This window comes from Geoanaerobacter pelophilus, assembly GCF_018476885.1.
Taxonomy (GTDB): domain Bacteria; phylum Desulfobacterota; class Desulfuromonadia; order Geobacterales; family DSM-12255; genus Geoanaerobacter; species Geoanaerobacter pelophilus.
On sequence record NZ_JAHCVJ010000007.1, the window covers coordinates 16,618 to 42,784 of the forward strand.

The following is a 26,167-nucleotide window of genomic DNA, read 5'->3' on the forward strand; positions in this document are numbered from 1 at the left end:
CATTAACGGCTTTCTTGTCGTTAACAAAGATGCCGGCATGACTTCTCACTCGGTAGTTAGCCGCGTCAGGCGGTTGACTGCTCAGAAGAAGGCCGGCCACACCGGTACTCTTGACCCCTTTGCTACCGGCGTGCTCCCTGTGGCTTTGGGTGACGCAACCAAATACATCCAGTTTCTTGACGAGTCCCTGAAAGAGTACCAGACGGTAATGCGCCTGGGCGCAACAACCGATACCCAGGACTGCGAAGGTAAAGTTCTTGAGCAGCGTGAATGGCAGCATTTAACGCCGGAGCTGATTTGCCGGGTTGTCGGCCTGTTCACCGGAGACCTGCTGCAGATACCCCCCATGTACTCGGCAATCAAGCAGGATGGGGTGCCTCTTTATCGCATCGCCAGGCAAGGTGGCGAGGTCGAGAGAGCCCCGAGAAATATCTTTATTCATTCTCTTGTTGTCGATAACATTGCGCTCCCTGACGTGACTTTCACCGTGCGGTGCTCCAGGGGAACTTATGTGAGAACGCTGGCCCATGATATTGGTGACCGGCTTGGCTGTGGCGCCCATCTTGTTTCTCTCTCCAGAATCAGCAGTGGTTCTTTTTCAATTGAATCAGCACTAACTCTTGCTATGTTGGAAGAGGTAATAACTGAAGGACGCCTGGGCGATTATCTTATTCCTTCGCACCAACTGCTTTCTCATTTAGACGGCATTGAGTTGAATGAAAGTTCAGCAAAGCGCTTGTCTTACGGCATAGCACCGGGTCCGGATGCCGTGACACGCGGCGCATGGCCTGATGACGGGAAACGGGTGCTACTTCAAAGGGATGGCGTTATTCTCGCGGTTGCCGAGGGGACTGCTACTGAATCCGTCCGTTTGCTCAGGGTTTTTGTCTAGCTTTTCCTTTACTTTGCGCAGTTGTTATGCTATTACTCACTTCGTCTGCAATCAGCTTTATAGCGAATATATCTAAAGAAAGGGGGTGTGTGCATGCTCTTGACTGAGAAAAAGCAGGAGATAATCAGTCGCCACAAGCGTCATGACAGTGATACCGGTTCTCCGGAAGTGCAGATTGCAATCCTTACCGAAAGGATTACTTATCTGACTGAGCACTTCAAAATCCACAAGAAGGACCATCACAGTCGCCGGGGTCTCCTTAAGCTCGTCGGCCAGCGCAGGAGACTGTTAGACTATATCAAGTCCCGCGATGTCGAACGTTACAAGGCAATTATCGAGAAACTTGGCATCCGCAGGTAATCAAAGGCAGTATATCCCTTTTCCGGGGTATATTGCCTTTTCGTTTTCGCAATGGGCTTGACGGCCCATTTATTTTTTGTTGGGGGCGTGGATAAAGCGGCTGGATGTGCGCATCAGCTTTTTTATCGACGGCCCCAACACCATCAAAGGATGAGGAGCTGTAATAATGGAACATTCCGTACAGGCAGAACTTGGTGGCAGAACAGTCACCATTACCACCGGCAAGATGGCAAAACAGGCCAATGGCGCAGTTGTTGTCAGCTGTGGCGATACCATGGTGCTTGTTACTGCCGTTGCCGCAAAATCGGCCAAGGAAGGGCAGGATTTTTTCCCTCTGACCGTTAATTACCAAGAAAAGGCTTATGCCGGAGGCAAGATTCCCGGCGGTTTTTTCAAGCGTGAGGGACGCCCCTCAGACAATGAAACACTGACCTGTCGCCTCATTGACCGGCCGATCCGCCCGCTTTTCCCGGAAAACTTTCTGAATGACACGCAGATCATGGCTACTGTTGTTTCCGCAGACAAAGACAACGACCCCGGCATTCTTTCGATGATCGGCGCTTCCGCTGCTCTGGAGGTTTCTGACATCCCGTTTTTCGGACCGATTGCAGGAGTCAAGGTGGGGCGTGTCAATGGTGAATTCATTGCAAACCCCTCTGCTGAGCAGCTTGAGCAGAGCGATCTGGAAATAGTTGTTGCCGCGAGCAGGGATGCAATATGCATGGTTGAAGGTGGTGCTGCGGAAGTCTCCGAGGAGGTCATGTTGGAGGCGGTTTTCTTCGGCCAAGCATCCATCCAGAAAATTTTGGATGCGCAGACAGAGCTTCGCACCAAGGCCGGCGTTTCTAAGAGGGAAATCCAGCCGGTTGTTGTTGATGAGGAGTTCAAGAGTCGTGTCAAGGAGTTGGCTTACGCTTCGATGAAAGAAGCTGTACGCATCAAGTCCAAGATGGACAGGCACAACCGCATCGATGCAATCAGAGACGAAGTAATTGCTGCATTATCTGAATCTTACGAGGGTCGTGAGAAGGCGATCAAGGGCTTTCTCGGAGATTTTGAGTACGAGCTGGTGCGTGAGCATATCATAAAAGATGGCGAGAGGATTGATGGTCGTGACACCAAGACGATTCGTCCGATCTCGACGGAAGTAAACCTGTTGCCGCGTGCTCATGGTTCTGCGCTCTTTACCCGGGGCGAGACCCAGGCTCTGGTTGCTGCCACCCTCGGTACCTCAATTGATGAGCAGCGGATCGATTCCCTGTACGGGGAAAGTAAAAAAAGGTTTATTCTGCACTACAATTTCCCTCCGTTTTCTGTCGGAGAGACAAGCTTTCGCCTTGCTCCCGGGCGCCGCGAGATCGGCCACGGGGCTTTGGCTGAACGCGCACTCGAAAGAGTAATTCCCAAGCATGATGACTTCCCTTACACGATACGGATTGTTTCCGATACTCTGGAAAGTAATGGGTCGTCTTCAATGGCAACTGTCTGCGGTGGCTCACTTTCCATGATGGATGCCGGCATACCCATCACCTCTCCGGTGGCAGGTATCGCCATGGGATTAATCAAAGAAGGTGAGGATGTTGCAATCCTGTCAGACATCCTTGGTGACGAAGATCATCTGGGAGATATGGATTTCAAGGTTGCCGGAACTGCTAACGGTGTGACCGCCCTGCAGATGGATATCAAGATAACCGGTGTTACTAAAGAGATCATGAAGACTGCTCTTGCTCAGGCTCGCGAAGGGCGACTTCACATTCTCGGGAAAATGACGGAGAGCATCTCAACGCCTAGAACCGAACTGTCGGCTTATGCCCCCAGAATTACTACTATCTGGATCAAGAGCGACAAGATCAGGGACGTAATCGGTTCCGGCGGCAAGACAATCCGCAGCATAACCGAATCCACTGGCGTAACTATTGATATCGAAGATTCGGGCAAGATCAACATCGCAAGCAATGATAAAACCGCATGTGATAAAGCCATCCAGATGATCAGGGACCTGACGGCAGAAGCCGAAGAGGGTAAGCTTTACATGGGGACGGTCAAGAAGGTTATGGATTTTGGCGCTTTTGTCGAAATTTTCCCAGGAACAGACGGACTGGTTCACATCTCTGAGCTTGACACGGAGAGGGTTAAAAATGTTACTGATGTCCTGAATGAAGGGGACAAAGTGCTGGTTAAATGCATAGGTATAGACAAACAGGGCAAAATCAAGCTCTCCCGCAAAGAGGCTCTTGGCGCATCATTGGGCGAAAGCTGATCTATTTAAAGCGGTCTTGCAATCTGAATTGGGTGGTCTGACGTATTTGACCACCCAATTTTTTTGTCTTTAATGTTCTAGTGTGTGGGCTGGCAATTTAAGAGATTCAGGGTATAGTTTTCGACATGGTAAATAAATCAATTTTAGATAACGGTATCAGGGTTGTTACTGAAAAAATTCCTTCGGTACATTCAGTTTCCATAGGCATATGGGTAACCAGCGGTTCACGTCATGAATCAGTTGAGAAGAACGGTGTGACGCATTTCATCGAGCATCTCATGTTCAAAGGGACGCCAACGCGTTCTGCTCTTGATATTGCACGGGAAATCGACGCTGTGGGCGGAGTGCTTAATGCTTTTACCGGACGTGAGTATGTCTGCTACTACGCCAAGGTTCTCAGTACCCATCTTACTATGGCGGTCAATCTCCTGGCAGATATCTTCCTGAACTCCAAGTTCGACAGTGAAGAAATAGAGAAGGAAAGAAAGGTTATCCTCCAGGAGATCAACATGCTGGAGGACACGCCTGACGATTTCATCCACGATCTTTATTGCCAGAATTTCTGGAAGGAACATCCGCTCGGTCGCCCGATAGTCGGTACCGAAGAGAGCGTGGAGTCGCTTACCCGGGATTTTCTGCTGGATCACAAGAGTGACACTTATTGCGCCGATAATATTATCATCGCTGCCGCAGGCAATGTTGATCATGAAGACCTGATCCGTCTGGTCTCGGTGCTTTTCAAAAATCTTGTTCCCGGCAAGCCGGTTGCAGAGACCCTGCATCCTTTACACGGGAATGGCGTGCTTCATTTTGAAAAAGAACTGGAGCAGCTCCATCTTTGTCTTGGCACCAAGGCGCTTCCGCAGAACCACGCACGGCGCTATGAGTCGTATATCCTCAACGCAGTGCTTGGTGGCAGCATGAGTTCGCGCCTTTTTCAGGAGGTCAGGGAAAAGCAGGGGTTGGCGTATTCCATTTATTCGTACGTTGCTTCTCATTCGGACAGCGGCTCTCTTGTCGTTTATGCCGGAACCAGTCAGGAGCGTATGGATGAGGTCGTTGAAATAATTCTTCGTGAAATGCATCGTCTCAAGGTAGACCCCCTTACCAGGGATGAACTCTCTGCTGCCAAGGAGCAGTTGAAAGGGAATATTCTCCTTTCTCTGGAAAGTAGTGACAATCGGATGTCCAAGCTGGCCAAAAATGAAGTGTATTTTGGCAAATACCAGTCCCTTAAGGATATTATGAACAGCTTTGATCAAGTTACTGCAGAGACTGTCCAGGAACTATCCTGTGAGCTTTTTTCCGCAAGCTCGTTGAATCTGGTTCTTTTGGGGAAGTCTGGTTTGGCCCTGCCCACTGTATCATCTCTCATCTTATAACCTTGGATATTTCATGAAACCGGTAACTGTTCTCATAAAGAGGATCCACTCTCAGTCAACGACCCCTTTGCCAGTATATATGACCAGCCATTCTGCCGGGATGGATCTGTATGCCGAATTGGCCGAAGATTTGGTATTGTCACCGGGGGCACGGATGCTTGTCCCTACAGGAATAGCAGTTGCGCTCCCCGATGGCTATGAAGCGCAAATACGGCCCAGGAGCGGTCTGGCTTTAAAGTATGGGATAACCATGTTGAACTCACCCGGCACCATTGATGCTGATTATCGAGGTGAAATTGGGGTTATCCTGATAAACCACGGAGACGCACCTTTTGTTGTGAGTGATGGCGAAAGAATTGCGCAGATGGTTGTGGCGCCGGTGGTACAGGCAAAGCTGGTTGAAGTTGATGAACTGGATGAGACAACGAGAGGTAGCGGTGGATTTGGGCACACTGGTCGGTAACCGTTTAATGGCAGGTGCACTGCTATCAACATCTTCCGATAGTTTTTGGTATTCATATTCCTGGAGGGTTGCTTGAGAGATCCACGCATAAATCAGCTTGCAGAAGTGCTTGTTAACTATTCAACCCGGGTGAAGAAGGGTGATATCGTTCTTATTTCCGCTTCTGGCTTTGAGGCAGCGCCGCTGGTCAAGGAATTGTACGCGCTTTGTCTCAAGAAAGGGGCGAAATATGTCGAGTATGACTTTAGCTTACCTGAGGTAAATAGGCTATTTTACAATACTGCTTCCAAGGAACAGGTTTCTTGGTTTCCGCAACACAAGCTGGATTTCATGAAGCAGGTAACGGTCTTTATCGCCATATCTGCTGCCGATAATTCAATGGTTATGGCCAATGCCAACCAAGCCAATATGATTGCATATTCCCGATTATTGCGACCGATTCAGGATTGGCGGGTGAAGCATACCCGGTGGGTGGTCACGCGTTATCCTACGCATGGCGGGGCGCAGGAAGCGAAGATGAGTCTTGAGGAATATGAGGATTATGTTTTTTCCGCATGCTGTATTGACTGGGCAGCAGAATCCCGAAAGCAGGATAAGCTGAAAAAGTTGATGGACAAGGCCGACCGGGTAAGGATTAAAGCTTCGGACACTGATTTGAATTTCAGTATCGGAGGGCTTCCCGGGATCAAGTGCGACGGCAGGTTCAATATTCCTGACGGTGAGGTGTTTACTGCTCCGGTCAGGGACTCGGTTGAGGGGTATATTACCTATAACTGTCCGACCATCTACCAGGGTAAGGAATTCTGCGGGATCCGCCTGGAATTTAAAAAAGGCCGGATCATCAAGGCAGAATGCACCGGGATGAATGAAGAGCTAAACAAAATTCTGGATTCAGATGAGGGTGCTCGCTATATCGGCGAATTTGCCATTGGGGTCAATCCCGGGATTCGCAGGCCGATGCGCAATATCCTGTTTGACGAAAAGATATTCGGCTCCATTCATTTTACCCCCGGACAGTGTTATGATGAGTGTGACAACGGCAATAAATCCGCTGTTCACTGGGACATGGTCAAACTCCTTTCCGGGGATGGAGAGATCTGGTTTGACAATAAACTGATCCAGAAAGACGGGCTTTTTGTGCCGAAAGAGCTGTCATGTCTGAACCCGGAAGACTGAAATGCTGCTTGCCATAAACCACGAAAATCCGCAACCACGCCTTATTGAGCGCGTTGCTGCCACTCTGGAAAAGGGCGGGATCATCGCCTATCCGACAGACACGACCTATGGGATTGGCTGCAGCATTTTCAATAAACGTGGCATTGAGCGCATTTACCAGCTTAAGCAACGTGAAAAGAAAAAACCTTTTTCCTTTATCTGTGCTGATCTTTCCGAGGTGGCGCGCTATGCCAAGGTCAGTAACTATGCGTTTAAGGTTATGAAAAGACTCCTCCCCGGTCCTTACACTTTTGTCCTGGATGCGGGGAGTGTTGTTCCGGATCTGCTGTTAACAAGGCAGAAGACGGTTGGTATCCGCATTCCTGACAACAGGATTTGCCTGGAAATTGTCAAACGGCTGGCACATCCCATTATTACCACAAGCGCCAACCGTTCAGGTGAAGACCCAATAGGTGATCCTCAGCAAATAGTCGACGAGATGGGCAACGATCTAGACATCATTATCGACGGGGGTCTCCTGCCTGCAGATGTAAGCTCAGTGGTGAGTCTTATCGGCAATCAACCTGAGGTGCTCAGGGTTGGAGTCGGTGATGTTGGTTGGTGCAGCTAACATATCAGCAGATCCGGACATATCGATTCTCAGCTATCTTCATTAATCCTTGCATTTTCATTATTGATGCGGTATGAGAAAGTCCTGGTCAATTCGGGTTGGCGCAAAAATCCTTGACAACCTTTTCTGTATCACTATACTGAAAAGCTTTGAACGCCAAGGGACAGGTGCCAAGTGATCATCCGCGTTAACGACATAACCGACAAGGTGCGTCGCATAACTGCTGTCGAGGAAATAGCCGAGCACCCCGTACTCAAGGCGCTACAGGATGATGGTGAATGCACTTTTCGTTCGCCGCTGTCGCTTGAGTTCTCGATAGTCAGAGAGTACGACCATATTCGCGTTGAAGGGGTTGTGTCAGTAAACGTAACACTGGCCTGCTCCAGGTGCCTCGCTGCTTACGAAACTGGATTGAAGTCAGAGTTTACGATTTTCTACTCCAAGTCCAAAGACCGGTTCACTCCTGATGAAGAGGTGGAACTGGGTGAAAAAGAACTTGTGTCGGCATATTACGAAGGTGACGAGATTGATGTTGCACCTGAAATCGCTGATCATGTATTGATAGAGCTTCCGCTCAAACCGCTGTGCACAACCAGCTGCCAAGGGCTTTGTTCGACCTGCGGGGCAGATCTTAATACAACAACTTGTAGATGCTCAGAAACAAGCACTGGTTTTGCGTTTAGTGCATTGAAGAATTTCAAGGTGGAAAGATAACAAAAGGAGAGCATAAATATGGCAGTACCCAAGAAAAAGACATCCAAATCACGCAAGAATATGAGACGTGCCCACGATTTTCTTACCGCTCCGGCTACATCTGTTTGCCCTCAGTGCAAGTCGCCAAAGATGCCGCACAGGGTATGCCCTTCATGCGGGACTTATAAAGGGAAAGAAATCCTGAAGACCGAAGACCTCTAAATCTGATCACACTGCCACCCTGACTGGTTATTTGCTATGAGAGTTGCTATAGATGCGATGGGGGGAGACAACGCTCCTGGTGTCGAGGTGGAGGGTGCTGTCAATGCCGCTCGCGAATTCGGTATTCCGGTAACCCTTGTTGGTGACGAAGACCGGATACGTGCGGAACTGGCTCATTATGACTCCACGGGACTTGATATACAGATCAAGCATGCCAGTGAAGTTGTCGGGATGCATGATTCCCCTTCTGATGCAATACGAAAGAAAAAAGACTCGTCCATACGCGTTGCCTTTGAACTGGTAAAGAGCGGGGATGCCGAAGCTGTGGTCAGTGCCGGAAACTCCGGAGCGACCATGGCAGCAGGCATGTTTGTGCTCAAACGGATCAAAGGCATCGAGCGTCCTGCTATTGCGCAGATATTCCCAACGCTCAAGGGGAAGACCCTTGTCCTTGATGTCGGAGGGAATGTCGACTGCAAACCTGTTCATCTTGTTCACTTTGCCATAATGGGCTCGGTGTATGCCCGTTCTATCATGGGGATCGAAACCCCGCGCATAGGTCTTCTTTCGAATGGGGAAGAGGAGAGCAAAGGTAACGAATTGACGCGCGAGACCAACGCTTTTCTGAAAGATGCGCCAATTAGTTATGCCGGGTATATCGAGGGACGGGATATTTTTGCCGGAGCTGTTGATGTCGTTGTTTGCGACGGCTTTGTCGGCAATGTCGTGTTGAAACTTTCTGAGGGGCTTTCAGAAGCTGTGGGCAAGATGCTCAAAGAAGAGATCCTGAAAAGCTTTCTTCCTAAAATTGGCTTTCTTCTTGCCCGTCCGGCATTCCAGCGTTTCATGAAAAAAGTCGATTACGCCGAATACGGCGGTGCCCCGCTTTTGGGTATTGATGGTGTTGGCATGATCTGCCACGGTGGCTCAAACACCAAAGCCATCAAAAATGCCATTAAGTTTGCTCACGAGTATGCCCAGCGGGGAGTTAACCAGAAGATGGCGGAAAAGCTCCAGGAGAATTTTGCGCGGTCAACTCAGCCGGAGGGGCTTAACAAGGAAACTGCAATCAGCTGAGGTATTGGGGGAACTGATGTTACGGCCAGTAATCCTGGGAACCGGTTGTGCAGTGCCGGCTAAAATACTTACAAATGCCGATCTAGAGCGTATGGTGGACACCACCGACGAATGGATTACGTCTAGGACCGGTATAGCTGAACGTCACATTGCCTCTTCTGGTGAATATACCTCTACTTTCGCAACAAAGGCTGCAGAACTGGCGCTGGAAAAAGCCGGTGTTACGGCAGATGAAATAGAACTGATAGTCGTTGCTACTGTAACCCCTGATTTTCCGTTTCCGTCAACCGCATGCCTTGTTCAGAACAATATCAAAGCCTCTCGCGCCGCCGCGTTTGATATCTCAGCAGCCTGTTCCGGTTTTCTCTACGGGCTATCGCTTGTTGAGAAGATGATAATTACCGGAAGCATCAGTAAGGCCTTGGTGATCGGGGCTGAAGTTCTTTCCCGGGTAGTGGACTGGAGTGATCGTAATACCTGTTGTCTCTTCGGTGATGGTGCCGGTGCGGTAGTTCTCGGTACATCTCAATCAGGGAATGGTATTCTTTCCACCCACATCCACAGCGATGGCAGTTACTGGGACCTCCTGTTTCAGCCAGGGATTGGCAACAGAAACCCAGCCTCAAAGAAAGCGCTGGAAGAGCGGCTCATGTTCCTGCAGATGCAGGGAAACGAAGTGTTCAAGCTTGCTGTGAGGGCAATGGAAGACGCCGCCCACGAAGCGCTTGATGCAAACGATCTTAAGCTAGACGATATCGATCTTTTTATCCCTCATCAGGCTAACCGCCGGATAATTGATGCAATCGGCAAACGTCTCGGTATCAATAACGACAGGATCTTCGTCAACCTCCATAAATACGGGAACACCTCAGCGGCCTCCATTCCGATTGCCCTTGATGAAGCAAACCGCAGCGGAAGAATCCAGCCAGGGAATCTACTGCTCCTTGATTCCTTTGGTGGTGGGTTGACCTGGGCATCCACCCTGATCCGCTGGTAATTTATACTAATTCTTTCCACGGAGTTAAAATGTCTAAACGCGCTTTTATTTTCCCAGGCCAAGGTTCCCAGTTTGCAGGGATGGGTAAAGATCTGGCTCAAAATTTCAAAATTGCGCAGGATGTTTTCAGTGAAGCCGATGACGCCCTGGGATTCAAACTTTCGGAGTTATGTTTTAACGGTCCGGATGAGGACCTCAAGCTGACTACCAATACTCAGCCAGCGATACTGACGGTCAGCATTGCCGCTTTGCGCGTCCTGCAGGCTGAAAAGGGGCTTCAGGCTGACTATTTTGCCGGTCATTCTTTAGGTGAGTATTCTGCCTTGGTTGCATCAGGAGCGCTGGCATTCTCCGATGCCGTGAAAACAGTCAGATCCCGTGGTGCTTTTATGCAGGAGGCTGTTCCTGTAGGCACCGGGGCTATGGCCGCTATTCTAGGCGTTGAGCCGACAATCATTGCCGAGATTTGCACTGAAGCCGCACAAGGAGAGGTTGTTTCTCCGGCTAATTTCAATTCTCCTGGCCAGGTTGTCATTGCAGGTCATTCTTCAGCTGTGAACCGGGCCATTGAAATTGCAAAAGGGAGAGGCTTCCGTAAAGCGATGCTGCTGCCGGTAAGCGCCCCATTCCATTGCTCTCTTATGGTGCCGGCAGGGGAAAGGCTGGCAGCAGTCCTGGCCGAGGTGACAGTGAACGGCCTTTCATCGCCTGTTGTAACCAATGTGGAGGCACAGCCGAATCAGGACTCATCACGGGTAAGTGAGCTGCTGGTCAAGCAGGTAAGCGCCCCTGTCCGCTGGGAAGATTCCATCCTGTGCATGGTTGGATCCGGGGTTTCCTCATTTCTGGAAATCGGACCAGGCAAGGTTCTGTCCGGCTTGGTCAAAAGAATCAGTAAAGAATCCTCAACAGCAAATATTGAGGATGTCGCCTCATTGCAGGCACTTTAGTCGTCATTTTAAGTCTAGTTGAAAAGGAGCTATGCAATGCCAAATGGAAAGATAGCCTTAATCACCGGTGCATCCCGTGGTATTGGCCGTAGCATCTCACTGGCACTTGCTGCACAGGGAGCGAAGATCGTTGCGGTAGATCTTGACCTTGCCGCAACCGAGGTCGTGGTCGAGGAGCTTAAGCAGCTGGGGGCGGAAGCTATTGCAGTCCAGGGTAACGTTACCGTTGCTGAGGATGCCGAAAAAATGGTTGACGCTGCAGTAGCGAAATTCGGTCGTGTTGACATTCTTGTCAACAATGCTGGAATCACCCGTGACGGGCTTCTCCTCAGGATGAAGGACGAGGATTGGGACGCGGTGCTGACCGTAAACCTTAAAGGTGCATTCCTTTGCACCAGAGCGGTATCAAAAGTCATGACCAAGCAGCGTTCCGGCAGAATAATCAATATTGCGTCCATTGTCGGCCAGATGGGTAATGCCGGTCAGGCCAACTATTGCGCCAGCAAGGCCGGGCTAATCGGTCTCACTAAATCCAATGCCCGTGAGCTGGCAAAGAGAAACATCACAGTAAATGCCGTTGCCCCTGGTTTTATCGCAACAGCGATGACTGATGCCCTTTCCGAAAAGGTCCGCGGGGAACTGACGGCCCAGATACCTTTGGAGCGTCTCGGATCGCCTGAAGATATTGCAAATGCGGTAGTATTCCTTGCTGCAGAGAATTCAGGGTATATTACCGGTCAGGTTATTGCTGTCAACGGCGGGATGTACATGTAAAAATACCTTTTGCAATTTTAGAGAATCGTGCTAAGAAGCAAAGACACGCACACACTGCCTGATAAAGGTAAAACATCAATGGAGGTATGAGGAATGTCCACAATAGAAAAAAGAGTTAAGGAAATAGTAGCCGAGCAGCTGGGTGTTGAAGAGGCACAGGTCACCAACGAAGCGTCATTCATGGACGATCTAGGCGCTGATTCGCTTGACACTGTTGAACTGGTAATGGCCCTCGAAGAAGAATTCGATATCGAGATCTCCGATGAGAACGCTGAGAAGATTCAGAATGTTCAGGACGCCATCGACTATATTACTGAGCACACCTAGGAAATCCTTCTCGCACGAGAAAGAGATCTTCGTTTTTCATGGGTGCCTCCAGAGGGCACCCTTTTTCTGATATTCAGGAGACAAAACGTATGAGACGAGTTGTGGTGACTGGGGTCGGCGTCGTATCACCCCTAGGGACCGGCAATGATGTGAATTGGAACGCCCTTACTGCTGGCCGGTCAGGAATTGCCGGCATTACCCGTTTTGATGCCTCTGATATTCCTGTGCGGATCGCAGGTGAGGTCAAGGACTTCAATCCGGAAGACTTTATCGACAAAAAAGAGATCAAGAAAATGGATCTCTTTATCCAATATTCCTTGGCTGCGGCACATTTTGCCATGGAGGATTCCGGACTGGTCATTGATGAAAGCAATGCCGAGCGGGTCGGAGTCCTGGTAGGTGCCGGTCTTGGCGGGTTGCCGACCATTGAGAAATATCATCAGGCGCTCATGGAGGGGGGATATAAAAAGATCTCGCCATTTTTCATCCCCATGCTGATCATAAATCTCGCCCCAGGGCATATTTCGATGAAATATGGTGCAAAGGGGCCCAACGTATCATCGGTTTCTGCTTGTGCGACAGGTACTCACTCAATCGGTGACGCATACCACATGATCAAGCGTGGCGACGCTGATGCCATGATTGCCGGTGGCACCGAATCTACAGTTACCCCACTTGGGATTGGCGGCTTTGCTGTCATGAAGGCCCTTTCCACCAGAAATGACGATCCGACCGCTGCATCCAGGCCTTTTGAGAAAAACCGTGACGGTTTCATCATGGGCGAGGGCGCTGGGATTGTTGTTCTTGAGGAGTACGAGTCAGCTCGGAAACGTGGTGCGAAAATCTACGGTGAGGTTGTTGGTTATGGCTTGACCGGTGATGCCTACCACCTGACAGCTCCAGCTCCTGGGGGAGAGGGCGCAGCCAGGTGCATGAAGATGGCTCTGAACGGCGCCGGCATAAACCCGGAGCAGGTTGGCTACATCAATGCTCATGGTACCTCAACCCCCATGAACGATCTTTACGAAACCATGGCCATAAAGAGCACCTTTGGTGACCATGCTAAAAAGGTAATGGTGTCTTCGACCAAGTCGATGACCGGACATCTCCTAGGCGCTGCTGGCGGCATTGAGGCTGTTTTCAGCCTTATGGCCATGAACAAGGGTGTGGTCCCGCCAACCATCAATTATCAAGAGCCTGATCCAGAGTGCGATCTGGATTATGTCCCAAACACTGCTCGTGATGCCAAGATCGAATATGCAATGAGCAATAACTTCGGTTTTGGCGGGACTAACGCCTCCATTCTCTTCAAGAAGATTTAAGGGGGGCATTATGAAAATCGCCTTGGGAAGCGATCATGGCGGGTATCAGCTAAAAACAGAAATTGTAGATTTTCTGAATAACCGGTCCATAGAGGTTCTTGATGTTGGGACTGATTCTGATGCCTCGGTTGATTACCCTGATTTCGGTGAAAAAGTAGCCAGGCTTGTTGCCAATGGAGATGCTGACAGCGGCATTGTCGTTTGCGGGACCGGCATCGGCATTTCAATAGCTGCCAACAAGATCCCTGGCATTCGTGCAGCGCTGGTCACCGACAGTTTCATGGCCAGGATGGCCAAGGAACACAATAATGCCAATGTCCTTGCTTTGGGGGGGAGAGTCATTGATCAGTCCAGGGCATGTGAAATAGTTGCTGCCTGGCTTGATGCGACTTTTGAGGGGGGGCGGCATCAACTGCGCCTGGATAAAATTGCCCAACTGGAAAAAGCCTTTTGTAACTAGGTTTTCGAAATTGATGCGTTACTATAAACAGACGGGACTAAATGTCCCGTTTGCTTTTTTTAAAACATGTATACAAGGAGACGATAGATGTCAATTCTTGAGAAATTCGATCCGGAAGTTGCCAGTGCCATATCACGGGAGACGGAACGTCAGGAGTATAACCTCGAATTGATAGCTTCTGAGAATTTTGTTTCAGAGGCTGTACTTGAGGCTCAGGGTTCTGTTCTCACCAACAAATATGCCGAAGGTTATCCAGGCAAGCGTTATTACGGCGGCTGCCACCAGGTAGACATTGTTGAGCAACTGGCAATAGATCGGGCCAAGGAGCTTTTCGGCGCCGAGCATGCCAATGTGCAGCCACATTCAGGTTCACAGGCCAATATGGCCGTCTACTTTGCTGCCTGCAAGCCTGGGGATACGATCCTCGGTATGAACCTTTCTCATGGTGGCCACCTGACGCATGGCAGCCCGGTAAACTTTTCCGGTCGTTTTTTCAATATTGTCCCTTACGGGGTGACTCCCGAAACACAGACTATTGATTATGCCGAGGTTGAGCGGCTTGCTGAAGAGCATAAACCCAGAATGATCGTAGTAGGCGCCAGCGCGTACCCGCGAATCATTGATTTCCAGGCATTTCGCAAGATTGCCGATAAGGTTGGCGCTGTAGTCATGGTTGATATGGCTCATATTGCCGGTCTGGTAGCTGCCGGACTGCACCCAAGCCCGGTACCTTATGCGGAATATGTGACCACGACCACGCACAAGACGCTGCGTGGCCCGCGTGGCGGCATGATCCTGTGCCGCGAAGAGTTTGCCAAGGCCCTGAATTCTCAAATTTTCCCTGGCATCCAGGGCGGTCCGTTAATGCATGCCATTGCTGCTAAGGCTGTGGCTTTCAAAGAGGCGCTCCAGCCAGAGTTCAAGGTGTATCAGACCCAGATTGTGAAAAACGCCAAGGCGCTGTCTGAAGCACTTATGAAGCGTGGCTTCAAACTGACCAGCGGCGGTACTGACAACCACCTCATGCTTATAGATTTCTCCGGCACCGAGACCACCGGTAAAGCAGCTGAGGAGGCGCTGGACAAGGCTGGAATTACGGTGAACAAGAATACTGTGCCTTTCGAGACCCGCTCTCCGTTCGTAACTTCCGGCATCAGGGTTGGGACGCCTGCAGCAACCAGTCATGGCCTCAAAGAACCGGAAATGGAGCTGGTGGCCGGCTTTATAGCCGAAGCTGTGGCGAATATCGGTAACGATGAGAAACTGGCTGCCATTAAGGCTGACGTAAATAATCTCATGAAGCGTTTTCCGCTGTACGCCCACCGGTTGAAGTAAGAAAATGACGCCCGGTGCTGTGAAATGCCCTATATGCAGAAAGCCTGTAGTTTGGGATGGGAATCCGGATCGACCATTTTGCAGTAACAGGTGCCGGATGGTCGATCTTGGGGCATGGGCGTCGGAAGAGTACGCCGTCCCAGGAGAGAAGCTTCCTGACGAAAAGTATTCAGACTAGTTATCGATAATTTCGAGGTTCGCATGTCCAATATTCGCCTTCGTTTTGCGCCGAGTCCCACTGGTTACCTCCATATCGGAGGAGCACGCACTGCTCTCTTTAACTGGCTGCTGGCCAAAAAGCTCAAAGGTACCTTCATCCTGCGTATCGAGGATACCGATGTCGCCCGGTCGACTCAGGAATCAGTTGATGCGATTCTGCAAGGGATGGAGTGGCTCGGGCTGGACTGGGACGAGGGCCCCTTTTATCAGTCGGACAACTTTCCGCTTTATAAGGAGTATGTCCAGAAGCTTCTCGATGAGGGTAAGGCCTATCGTTGCTACTGTACCTCGGAAGAACTGGAAGCAAAGCGTGAACTAGCCATGAAGGAAGGGCGCAAACCGAAGTATGACGGCACCTGCAGGAATTTGACGGAGGTAAACCCTGACAAACCCTCGGTTGTCCGCTTTCGTGCTCCGCATGAAGGGTTGACTGCCTTTAACGATCTGATCAAAGGGCCGATCTCGTTCAACAATGAAGAACTGGACGATCTGATTATTCAGCGCACCGACGGGACTCCGACCTATAATTTCGTGGTTGTTATCGATGACGCCAGTATGGGGATCACCATGGTTATCAGGGGCGATGACCATATCAACAACACCCCTCGCCAGATCCTGCTCTATGAAGCGCTGGGTAAACCGGTACCGCAGTTTGCCCATGTGCCGATGATTCTCGGCAGCGACAAGACGCGCCTCTCTAAGAGGCACGGAGCGACAAGCGTCATGGCGTACCGTGACATGGGATTGCTTCCGGAAGCAATGGTTAACTATCTGGTTCGACTGGGATGGAGCCACGGTGATGAAGAGATCTTCTCCCGCGAGGACCTGATTGAGAAATTTTCCATTGAGGCAGTTGGCAAGTCTGCCGGGGTTTTTAACCCGGATAAACTGCTTTGGCTGAATGCCCATTACATCAAGACCGGTGATCCGGAACGGCTGGCCACGCTGTTATTGCCTTTTCTCAAGGAGCGCGGCGTAGACCCAACAGACGGGCCGTCACTGCCGGCAGTGGTAACGACGCTGCAGGAGAGGGCTCGGACCATGATAGAAATGGCTGACGGTGCACTTTTCTATTATCAGCCTGACTACCCGTTCGATGCCGATGCTGCTGAAAAATTTCTTAATCCTGAAACATCGGCAGTGCTGGCGGAGCTGAAGACCCGGCTTGCCTCGCTTGACTCATTCGACGCAGTCACGATAGGGGCAGCATTCAAAGAGCTCTGCACGGACATGGGTATCAAATTGCCGCAGGTTGCCCAGCCGGCACGGGTGGCGTTAACCGGGAAGACCGCTGCACCCGGCATTTTTGAAGTTGTCGAAACATTGGGCATGAATGAAACGTTGCGTAGGATTGATCGAGCGGTCGATTTTGCGAAAACCACACCTGTCCAGGGGGCGGTATAACTAGTATGGATCATTTGGCAAAAGCCAATACTCATGCTACTATTCCGTATCTTTTAAAAATAATTAGTCAAGCCGCACCGTGGCGTCTGGCATGAAGCATACTCTCAAATTCAGGATAACCTTCTTTTCCTTCATTTTTCTGTTTATTCTCATTTTTTGTCTCTCTGCCATGGAGATAGTTGAGGACAAGCGGGAGTATGTCAATATCCTGGTTTTGCGTGCGCAGAATATCGGCAATTCCATGAAGAGCTACACCGAAAAGGTCGTAGGCCTCGGTCTGGAATTGAAGGATGTGTCAGGAGTCTCCGAAAAATGCCGTGAACTGGTCACTAACAACCCTGACATTGCCTATTGCATCGTTACCGACCCTTCCGGACGTTACCTCTTCCTCAATGACCAAATCTTTTTACAACTTCAACTCAGCGATGTCAGCAAGACCATAACTACCAAAGACCTCCGTGCCGCAAGGATTATCGGGACAACACATCAGTATTACGACACTGTAACCAATGTATTTTCCGCAGATGGCAAGCTTTCGGCGATTGTCCATGTCGGTTTTCCTCTGGACAGTGTCAATGCCCGCGTAAATACCAAGATATTCCGGTCGCTCTTCGTCTTGGTTATCGCACTTCTCGGGTCATTCTCCTTTTTAGTCATCTTTGTCAATAGAAGTATCCTGACGCCGATTGCCTCTCTGCTTGAAGGTGTTAAGACCATTGCGCGCGGGGCTTTTGATACAAAAATCGAAGAAGTGCCGATTTATGAATTCAACCAGTTAGCGAAAAATATCAATTTCATGTCTGAATCTCTTAGAAGCCGTGACGAGGAGATTCAGCGTAACTACCGAGATCTTGCCGGCGCTCATGACGAGCTTCGTCAGTCGTATCAAAAACTTGAAAACCTGAGTTACGAGCTGGAGCGTTCCGAGCACCTTTATAAATCACTTATGGAGGACTCCGGCGATGCCATCCTGCTTATTGGCAGCGACGAAGTGATCAGCATGGTCAACAAGATGGCTGAGGACCTTTTCGGCTATTCCTCGGCTGAGGTTGCCGGTCTCCAGCTAACCAAGTTGCTGCTGCTGCTGAATGTTGAGAATATTCCCAAAATTCACGCATTTTTCAGAAGGTCCCTGGCTGGTGAGCATGTAAGCGAAGAGATGCAATTCACCAGGAAAAGCGGCGAGATCATTCTGGCCAGGGTCAATTTCAGTACCAGTCGCAGCGGCAACCAGTTCGTTGCCCAGGCCATTTTCCGAGATATCACCAAGGAACGCGAAACCTTGCTGAATCTTGGGAAAAGTGCGGCCGATCTTGCCCGCCTGAACAAGATGAAAGACTCGTTTCTCGGGCTTGCCTCTCATGAATTGAAGACCCCTCTGACCGTGATCATGGGCTATGCAGAGCTGATCATGTCTGATATGGCTGACCAGGTCGATAGTACCGTGCTTGAGATGGTGGAAAACATCTCCAACGCTGCAGTACGACTCGATGCCATTGTCAAGGACATGGTAGATCTGTCCATGATTGACGAGAAGCGACTGCGCCTGAAACTGGAAGATATAAATGTAAACCGTTTGGTGGAAGATGCCGTTAATGAACTACGGTTCTTTTTTAATATGCGGCATCAGGCATTGGAAATTAATCTCGACGAGTCAATTCCGCCCATCAGAGGGGATAGCATCCGGCTCATCCAGCTTCTTTCCAACGTACTGGGGAACGCGATTAAGTTTACTCCTGATGGGGGCACGGTTACGGTAACGACCTCAGCCAAGTATATTGTCGGTCGCAGGAATCAGGCTCTCGAATCGGGGATAACCCCGGTCAGCAGTGAGAAGGAAAACCATATTTTTGTGGAAATTACTGTCTCCGATACCGGTATCGGCATCGATGGTGAAGATAAAATCAGGATATTCGAAAAGTTTTATGAGGCTGGTAAGATTGAGGAGCACAGCACTGGCAAGGTTGCTTTCAAAGCGAAAGGGGCCGGTCTCGGCTTGGCAATCGCTAAGGGGATTGTTGAGATGCATGGTGGCGAGATCTGGGTGGAATCCCCGGGCTATAGCCCTGAGAAATTTCCCGGCTCAACTTTCCATATTCTGCTCCCTTTAAATCCCCTTGCCGTTGATGCCACAATTGAATACATGAACATCATCTGATTTCTCCTTGAACGACTCGATATGTTGATGTATAGATGTTTGTTTATTACTATCTGCTGAATGATTCCCCATGCCTGAACTGGAGATGCTGCTTTATGAAACTCTGCCTGCTGGCCAGTGGGAGCAAGGGGAATTCCGTTTATATTGAGTCCGGAGAGACCTGCATTCTTGTCGATTCCGGGTGCTCAGGACGAGAGATCTGTAAACGACTTGAAAGCAGGGGGCTTAAACCTGAAAAACTTGCGGCGGTTTTTATCACCCACGAGCACTCAGATCATATTTCCGGCGTAGGGGCGCTCGCCCGTAAACTCAAGATCCCGGTGATTGTCAGTCACCGAACCCAAGAAGCGGCAAGCAGGCAGATCGGCAAATGTGATATTATCGAGTTTCAGCCGGGGACCGGTTTCCAGTTCCGGGATCTCCATATCGACCCATTTCCCATTACCCATGATGCCTGCGATCCTGTGGGGTTTGTCATTGAAAGCAGTGAAGGCAAAACAGGTGTCGCAACTGACCTGGGGATTGCCACCAGGCTTGTAAAGGATAAGCTTCAAGGGTGCCGAGCCTTGGTTCTGGAGTCGAACCATGACGAAGAGATGCTCATGAACGGACCGTATCCATGGCATCTAAAGCAGAGAATAAAATCGCGGCATGGTCATCTGTCCAATGCCGAATCTGTTGATCTTCTCCAGGACATTCTCCATGGAGAACTCGCCGGGCTTTTTCTTGCACATCTTTCAGAGGTGAACAACGACCCGGAAAAAGCACTGGCAGCCACAACATCATTTCTCGCAGGGCAGAATACCTGCAATCCGCAGCTTTTTGTCGGCAATCAGTATCAGCCCAGTTTGACGCTGACATTATAATTTCAGTTCAAGAAAGGTTTCACCTATGATTCCACGTTATACCCGACCAGAGATGGCACGTATCTGGGAGCCTGAAAATCGTTTCCGCATCTGGCTTGAGATCGAGACGCTCGCCTGCGAGGCCCAGGCTGAACTGGGAGTTATCCCGAAAGAGGTGGTACCGGTAATTCGTGAAAAAGGAAATTTTGATATAGCACGCGTCGATGCCATTGAGTTGGAGGTAAAGCACGATGTCATTGCGTTTCTCACGTCAGTTGCCGAATTTGTTGGCCCGGAAGCGCGGTTCATCCACCAGGGGATGACCTCCTCGGATGTGCTTGATACCTGTTTGTCGATGCAGATGGTCCAGGCTGCGGATGAACTGCTCATCGACCTGGATATGGTCTTGGAGTCGATAAAGACCAGGGCAATGGAGCACAAGGATACGGTATGCATGGGGCGTTCGCACGGCATCCATGCCGAACCGGTGACCTTTGGTCTCAAGCTGGCCTCCTGGTATGCCGAGATGAAACGGAACCGCGTCAGGCTCGCCGCGGCTCGGGAAAACATCGCTACCGGCGCCATCTCCGGTGCTGTCGGCACTTTTGCCAATATTGACCCTTATGTCGAGGAGTATGTCTGCGAAAAGATGGGGCTCAAGCCGGAGCCGGTCTCGACCCAGGTCATACCCCGTGACCGCCATGCCGAGTACTTCTGTGCCCTGGCAATCATCGCCTCTTCCATGGAGCGGATAGCCGTAGAAGTTCGCCATCTGCAGCGCACCGAGGTACTTGAGGCCGAAGAGTTCTTCAGCAAGGGGCAAAAGGGATCGTCGGCAATGCCGCACAAGCGCAACCCGATCCTCTCGGAAAACCTGACCGGCCAGGCTCGATATATTCGCGGACTGTGCATTCCGGCACTGGAAAACGTTGCCCTCTGGCATGAGCGGGATATTTCCCACAGTTCGGTCGAACGCTATATCGCGCCAGATGCTACGGTGGCCCTCGATTTCTCCCTGCGTCGTCTGCACGGACTGATCAAGAACCTGGTTGTCTACCCGGACAATATGGTCCGGAATCTTAACCAGATGAAAGGGCTGGTCTTCTCCCAGAAGATCCTGCTCGATCTCACCCAGTCCGGGGTGTCGCGCGAAGATGCCTACCGACTGGTACAGAAGAACGCCATGAAGGTCTGGCAGGAAGGGAAGGATTTTCTGACCGAGCTGCTTGCCGATCCTGAGGTGATCGGGGCTCTGGGCGAGTCGCGGATTCGTGAATCCTTTGACCTGAAATATCACCTGAAACATGTGGATACTATTTTCAAGAGGGTATTCGGTGAATAGGATTCTCGATTTTTATCGACTGCAGGAAACAGACAGCTTGTATCTCTTCTGGATTAAGGAGATACTGATTGCTGTCCTGATTTTTGTTTTTTTCTGGTGGCTATCAAAGGTAGTCAGATGGATTCTGATAAATATTGCACCTCGCTTCACCTCTATTACCGCGACTGATCTTGATGACCGGATACTCAAGCGGATTACGCCTCCGATATCACTTCTGGTGATCTTTGCCGGTCTTTATTACTCGGTTAGTTACCTGGCATTACCACAGAAGGTCCATCTGGTGACCTCGGGGCTGGTGTTTATTGTTAATGTTGCCATCCTCACCAATGTTGCTTACCGCTGTACCGATGAAATTCTTCAGTGGTATGCAGCTCGTCTGGTGCAACGGCATGGCGAGGGGCTTGATCGTCAGTTGGTGCCGCTTGCCGAAAAACTGGCAACGATCTTCCTGATTGGCACTGCGCTGATCATTGTGCTGAAGCATTTCAACTACGATATACTGTCTCTGGTGACAGCCTTGGGCATCGGTTCTCTTGCCATTGGTATGGCGGCAAAAGATACCCTGGCCAACATGATTTCCGGGTTCACCCTGATGATCGACCGTCCATTCCGGATCGGCGACCGGATTCACCTGAAAGACGGCAACTGGGGCGATGTGACCGATATTGGACTGCGTACCACCAAAATCAAGACAGTGGACAATACTCTGTTGATCATCCCTAACTCTGATCTTTGCAACACCACCGTCATCAACCAGGCTTTCCCGGATATCAAGGCAAAGGGTAAGATAACGGTCGGCGTGGCTTACGGCAGTGATATTGAACTGGTAAAAAGAACCCTGGTGTCGGCTGCCCTTGAAGTCGAAGGGGTGCTCAGCGATCCGGCTCCCGAAGCATTTTTTACTGCTTTCGGCGACAGTGCCCTGAATATGGCGCTGTTCTTTTGGGTGGCAGATTACACTAAGGTATTTGGTACAACAGACAGCATAAATGAACTGATCATCAAACGGTTTGCCGAGGCCGGCATCGTATTCCCGTTTCCAACAAGAACCATCTACCTGCACAAGGAAGAATAATGGCACATCGCATAGAGATTGCGCTGAAAGACAGCATAAGAGACCCGCGCGGCGAGCGGATCCGTAATGAAATCGCTCATTTCCTCCATCTTTCGGTAGACGAGGTCAGGTCGATAGACGTCTACACGGTTGATGCGGATCTCTCCCGTGACCTTCTGGAAAAAATAGCCGGCGGCCCCTTCTGCGACCCGGTCATCCAAACCTGGACCGTTGACCGGCCCCAGGGCAAGGATTTCAACTTTGCCGTTGAGGTCGGTTTCAGGCCGGGAGTCACTGACAACGTCGGCCGGACTGCCCGAGAGGCGGCTGAATACCTGGCTGCCCAGTCCTTTTCTCCTGGCGAAGGAGTCTATTCTTCGGTCCAATACCTGATCAAAGGGGATTTGCGATTGGAGGACGTGCAGAACATAGCAACCGGGCTCCTTTGCAATACCCTGATCCAGCGCTACTCTGTTGTCTCGGCAGCAGAGTTTGCCGCAAAAAGAGGCTTCCCTGTCTACGTTCCCAAGGTTGCCGGTGAAACCAGGACAGAGGTGCGCGAGATCGATCTGGAAGTTTCCGACGAAGAGCTGATGAAGATCAGTAAGGACGGCGTCCTTGCCCTGACTCTGGAAGAAATGAAGATCATCCAGAGTCATTACCGCGATCCCAAGGTGGTTGCCGAGCGCGCCAGCCAGGGGCTTGGGGCCCGGCCAACGGATGTCGAGCTCGAATGCCTTGCCCAGACCTGGTCAGAGCATTGCAAACACAAGATTTTCGCCGGAACAGTCCAGTATGAGGATGAAAATGGCAATCGCCAGGAGATAAAATCGCTCTTTAAAAGCTTTATCCAACGGACCACCAAGGATGTGCGTGAGAAGCTGGGGGACAAGGATTTCTGCCTCTCTGTTTTCAAGGATAATGCCGGCGTAATCAGGTTCAACGATAAGCAGTCGCTGGTGTTCAAGGTTGAGACCCACAACTCTCCCTCGGCGCTTGACCCGTACGGCGGGGCGCTCACCGGCATTGTCGGTGTCAACCGCGATCCGTTCGGCACCGGGCAGGGAGCCAAGCTGATCTTCAATACTGACGTGTTCTGTTTTGCCGATCCGTTCTATGACAAGCCGCTGCCGTCACGTCTGCTTCATCCCCGCCGCATTTACGAAGGAGTGGTTGAGGGTGTGGAGCATGGTGGCAACAAGAGCGGCATTCCGACAGTCAATGGTTCCATCGTCTTTGACGAGCGTTTTTGCGGCAAACCCCTGGTGTTTTGCGGGACCGCCGGGTTGATGCCTGCCGAGGTCAACGGTAAGCCTGGGCACGAAAAAAACATCATTCCTGGGGACCTGATTGTGATGTCCGGCGGCCGGATCGGTAAAGACGGCATCCACGGCGCCACTTTCTCTTCCGAGGAGTTGAACGAGAACTCCCCGGTAACTGCAGTGCAGATCGGTGATCCGATTACCCAGAAGCGGATGTTTGATTTCCTGATCCGGGCCCGCGACAAAGGGCTCTATCGGTTTATTACCGATAACGGGGCAGGGGGGCTCTCCTCTTCTATTGGCGAGATGGCCGGAGAGTGCGGCGGTTGCCGGATGGACCTGGCCAAGGCGCCGCTCAAATACCCCGGACTCAACCCTTGGGAGATCCTGATTTCCGAGGCCCAGGAGCGGATGTCCATGGCTGTACCTCCTGAGCGAATTGACGAGTTCCTGGCAATGTCCAGGCGATTCGGCGTGGAGTCCACCGTCCTTGGGGAGTTCACCGACTCTGGTGTTTTCCATATCCTCTACGGTGACAAAACTGTTGCCTGGTTACCGATGGCGTTCATGCACGAAGGGCTGCCGCCGATGCAGCTGCCGGCAAAGTGGACTCCTCCTGTCCACGAAGAGCCGGTGCTTGCGGGTAAAAGCGATTTCACCGCTGAGCTGCGTGCACTGCTCTCATCGTTAAATATCTGCTCGAAGGAATCGGTGGTAAGGCGTTATGATCACGAGGTTCAGGGCGGCTCGGTAGTCAAACCGTTTACCGGGGTGACCAATGACGGCCCTTCGGATGCAGCGGTTGTGCGGCCGATTCTCGACTCCTTCGAAGGGGTGGTGACGGCACACGGCATCTGCCCGCGCTATTCTGATATCGACGCTTACCATATGACAGCCAACGCGGTTGACGAGGCACTGCGCAACTATGTTGCCGTCGGTGGCTCCCTGGATCTGGTTGCCGGTCTCGACAACTTCTGCTGGTGCGATCCGGTGCTGTCCGAGAAAACGCCGGACGGCCCATACAAGATGGCGCAATTGGTCCGGTCGAACCAGGCACTGTACGATATCTGCATGGTGTACAATCTGCCTCTTATTTCCGGCAAGGATTCGATGAAGAATGACTTCTATGACGGTACGACCAAAATATCCATTCCGCCGACGCTCCTGTTCTCGGTGATCGGCAAGATGGATGACAGCCGCAAGGCCGTTACCATGGATGTCAAGAAACCTGGGGATCTGGTCTACCTGCTTGGCAAGACTGCCGACGAGCTTGGCGGCTCAGAATTCCTTGCCCTTAAGGGTTTTGTCGGCAACAATGTGCCGAAAGTAGATGCTGAAAAGGCATATCGCCGCTATCAGGCCTATCATAAAGCGGTGATGGCCGGCACTGTTGCATCATGCCATGACCTCTCGGATGGCGGGCTTGCTGTTGCTGCGGCAGAAGCGGCCTTTGCCGGCGGCTTCGGCATCTCGCTTGATCTGGCAAAAATTCTATGGAAAGGCGATCAGTCAGGCAGGAACGATCTTGCTCTGCTGTTCAGTGAATCGGCCTCTCGTCATCTTGTGACCGTTCGTCCGGATAAGCAGGGTGAGTTTGAAGCGCTGATGAGCAGCAACTGCTTTGCCTGCGTAGGAGTGGTAACCGAGGAACCGATGCTGGCAATAACCGGCTTGAGCGGGTCTGCAGTCATCAAGGCAGCTCTTGCCGAGCTGAAGGAAGCCTGGCAGAATACATTGAGGGAACTCTGACATGTCGGATAAATCACGTGCAATCGTAATAACCGGGAACGGGACCAACTGCGAAACAGAGGCTGCCCATGCCTGCCGGCTCGGCGGTTTTGATGAGGCGGTCATTGCCCATATTGCTGAGATCCTCTCCGGAGAGATCAGGCTGGATGACTTTCATTTTCTCAATCTTACCGGTGGGTTTCTTGATGGTGATGACCTTGGCAGCGCCAAGGCGCAGGCCAACCGCCTGACCAACGCCAAGGTCGCCGGTACTGGCGAGCGGTTGGTTGAACAGTTCATCCGTTTTATTGATAGCGGCAAACTGATTCTTGGCGTCTGCAATGGTTTCCAATTGATGGTGAAAATGGGGATGTTGCCCGCCCTTGATGGCGATCATTTGAGCCAGACCGTTACCCTGACCCACAATGACTGCGGCAGGTTTCAGGACCGCTGGTGTTACTTGAAGGTGGATCAAGGCTCTCCTTGTATCTTCACTAAGGGGATAGAGAAGGGGATCTATCTGCCGGTAAGGCATGGCGAAGGGAAGTTCCTGTGCAATACAACCGAAACCATTGAGCGGATCGAGTCCGGTCATCTGGCAGTTTTCAAGTATTCCGACGAAAACTACGAGGCGCCTTCCATGGATTTTCCTCTTAATCCAAACGGGTCGCAGAATGCCGTTGCCGGCCTGTGTGATCCCACTGGCCGTCTCATGGGATTGATGCCTCATCCCGAGGCATTTGTCCATTATACCCAGCACCCTAGATGGACCCGTGAAGAGTTGCCGGAAGATGGCGACGGGCTGATGCTCTATCGAAATGCTGCGGAGTATGTCCGGAATAACCTTTTGTAACC

At 51.0% G+C, this 26,167-nt stretch carries 25 protein-coding genes; all 25 read left to right on the top strand.

Annotated elements, in window-relative coordinates:
- Position 1: 1 nt before the first annotated feature.
- Positions 2-892, top strand: a complete 891-nt coding sequence (gene truB / locus KI809_RS15815; RefSeq protein ID WP_214172728.1) for a tRNA pseudouridine(55) synthase TruB — start codon at positions 2-4, stop codon at positions 890-892.
- Between the two features lie 93 nt (positions 893-985).
- On the top strand, positions 986-1,252 hold the full coding sequence (gene rpsO / locus KI809_RS15820) for a 30S ribosomal protein S15 (RefSeq protein WP_041971923.1): 267 nt from the start codon (positions 986-988) through the stop codon (positions 1,250-1,252).
- 166 nt (positions 1,253-1,418) lie between these two features.
- Entirely contained in the window at positions 1,419-3,512 is a 2,094-nt protein-coding gene (pnp, locus tag KI809_RS15825; protein ID WP_214172560.1) for a polyribonucleotide nucleotidyltransferase, read from the top strand.
- A gap of 125 nt (positions 3,513-3,637) precedes the next feature.
- Positions 3,638-4,894, top strand: coding sequence for a M16 family metallopeptidase (locus KI809_RS15830; RefSeq protein ID WP_214172561.1), 1,257 nt, complete (start codon positions 3,638-3,640; stop codon positions 4,892-4,894).
- Between the two features lie 13 nt (positions 4,895-4,907).
- Complete coding sequence (dut, locus tag KI809_RS15835) at positions 4,908-5,357, top strand: dUTP diphosphatase (RefSeq protein ID WP_214172562.1); 450 nt, start codon at positions 4,908-4,910, stop codon at positions 5,355-5,357.
- Between the two features lie 72 nt (positions 5,358-5,429).
- Entirely contained in the window at positions 5,430-6,533 is a 1,104-nt protein-coding gene (locus tag KI809_RS15840) for an aminopeptidase (protein WP_214172563.1), read from the top strand.
- Position 6,534: 1 nt separating this feature from the next.
- The gene (locus KI809_RS15845; protein WP_214172564.1) at positions 6,535-7,143 is read left to right on the top strand and encodes an L-threonylcarbamoyladenylate synthase; all 609 of its coding nucleotides are present in this window, start codon (positions 6,535-6,537) and stop codon (positions 7,141-7,143) included.
- Between the two features lie 174 nt (positions 7,144-7,317).
- Entirely contained in the window at positions 7,318-7,857 is a 540-nt protein-coding gene (locus KI809_RS20560) for a YceD family protein (RefSeq protein ID WP_214172565.1), read from the top strand.
- A gap of 18 nt (positions 7,858-7,875) precedes the next feature.
- A complete protein-coding gene (rpmF, locus tag KI809_RS15855; protein ID WP_214172566.1) occupies positions 7,876-8,058 on the top strand; it encodes a 50S ribosomal protein L32 in 183 nt (60 codons plus the stop codon).
- A gap of 36 nt (positions 8,059-8,094) precedes the next feature.
- Complete coding sequence (gene plsX / locus KI809_RS15860) at positions 8,095-9,135, top strand: phosphate acyltransferase PlsX (protein WP_214172567.1); 1,041 nt, start codon at positions 8,095-8,097, stop codon at positions 9,133-9,135.
- 16 nt (positions 9,136-9,151) lie between these two features.
- Complete coding sequence (locus KI809_RS15865) at positions 9,152-10,132, top strand: beta-ketoacyl-ACP synthase III (protein ID WP_214172568.1); 981 nt, start codon at positions 9,152-9,154, stop codon at positions 10,130-10,132.
- 29 nt (positions 10,133-10,161) lie between these two features.
- Positions 10,162-11,082: an ACP S-malonyltransferase gene (gene fabD / locus KI809_RS15870; protein ID WP_214172569.1), complete on the top strand. Its 921-nt coding sequence runs from the start codon at positions 10,162-10,164 to the stop codon at positions 11,080-11,082.
- Between the two features lie 36 nt (positions 11,083-11,118).
- Positions 11,119-11,856: a 3-oxoacyl-[acyl-carrier-protein] reductase gene (gene fabG / locus KI809_RS15875; protein ID WP_214172570.1), complete on the top strand. Its 738-nt coding sequence runs from the start codon at positions 11,119-11,121 to the stop codon at positions 11,854-11,856.
- A gap of 93 nt (positions 11,857-11,949) precedes the next feature.
- Positions 11,950-12,183, top strand: coding sequence for an acyl carrier protein (gene acpP, locus KI809_RS15880; RefSeq protein WP_214172571.1), 234 nt, complete (start codon positions 11,950-11,952; stop codon positions 12,181-12,183).
- 89 nt (positions 12,184-12,272) lie between these two features.
- Positions 12,273-13,505 (top strand): beta-ketoacyl-ACP synthase II, encoded by a 1,233-nt coding sequence (fabF, locus tag KI809_RS15885; RefSeq protein ID WP_214172572.1) that lies wholly within the window; start codon positions 12,273-12,275, stop codon positions 13,503-13,505.
- A 10-nt stretch (positions 13,506-13,515) separates the two neighbouring features.
- Complete coding sequence (rpiB, locus tag KI809_RS15890) at positions 13,516-13,965, top strand: ribose 5-phosphate isomerase B (protein WP_246559458.1); 450 nt, start codon at positions 13,516-13,518, stop codon at positions 13,963-13,965.
- A gap of 87 nt (positions 13,966-14,052) precedes the next feature.
- Entirely contained in the window at positions 14,053-15,300 is a 1,248-nt protein-coding gene (glyA, locus tag KI809_RS15895; RefSeq protein WP_214172573.1) for a serine hydroxymethyltransferase, read from the top strand.
- Positions 15,301-15,304: 4 nt separating this feature from the next.
- Entirely contained in the window at positions 15,305-15,478 is a 174-nt protein-coding gene (locus KI809_RS15900; RefSeq protein ID WP_214172574.1) for a DNA gyrase inhibitor YacG, read from the top strand.
- Between the two features lie 23 nt (positions 15,479-15,501).
- Positions 15,502-16,923, top strand: a complete 1,422-nt coding sequence (gene gltX / locus KI809_RS15905) for a glutamate--tRNA ligase (protein WP_214172575.1) — start codon at positions 15,502-15,504, stop codon at positions 16,921-16,923.
- Between the two features lie 91 nt (positions 16,924-17,014).
- Positions 17,015-19,081, top strand: a complete 2,067-nt coding sequence (locus KI809_RS15910) for an ATP-binding protein (protein ID WP_214172576.1) — start codon at positions 17,015-17,017, stop codon at positions 19,079-19,081.
- Between the two features lie 95 nt (positions 19,082-19,176).
- Positions 19,177-19,947, top strand: a complete 771-nt coding sequence (locus KI809_RS15915; RefSeq protein WP_214172577.1) for an MBL fold metallo-hydrolase — start codon at positions 19,177-19,179, stop codon at positions 19,945-19,947.
- Between the two features lie 25 nt (positions 19,948-19,972).
- Positions 19,973-21,268 (top strand): adenylosuccinate lyase, encoded by a 1,296-nt coding sequence (purB, locus tag KI809_RS15920; RefSeq protein ID WP_214172578.1) that lies wholly within the window; start codon positions 19,973-19,975, stop codon positions 21,266-21,268.
- Positions 21,261-22,343 (top strand): mechanosensitive ion channel family protein, encoded by a 1,083-nt coding sequence (locus KI809_RS15925; RefSeq protein ID WP_337833329.1) that lies wholly within the window; start codon positions 21,261-21,263, stop codon positions 22,341-22,343. The genes purB and KI809_RS15925 overlap by 8 nt, the downstream gene beginning before the upstream one ends.
- Positions 22,343-25,333: a phosphoribosylformylglycinamidine synthase subunit PurS gene (locus tag KI809_RS15930; protein ID WP_214172580.1), complete on the top strand. Its 2,991-nt coding sequence runs from the start codon at positions 22,343-22,345 to the stop codon at positions 25,331-25,333. The genes KI809_RS15925 and KI809_RS15930 overlap by 1 nt, the downstream gene beginning before the upstream one ends.
- Before the next feature lies 1 nt (position 25,334).
- The gene (locus KI809_RS15935; RefSeq protein ID WP_214172581.1) at positions 25,335-26,165 is read left to right on the top strand and encodes a phosphoribosylformylglycinamidine synthase subunit PurQ; all 831 of its coding nucleotides are present in this window, start codon (positions 25,335-25,337) and stop codon (positions 26,163-26,165) included.
- Positions 26,166-26,167: the final 2 nt, after the last annotated feature.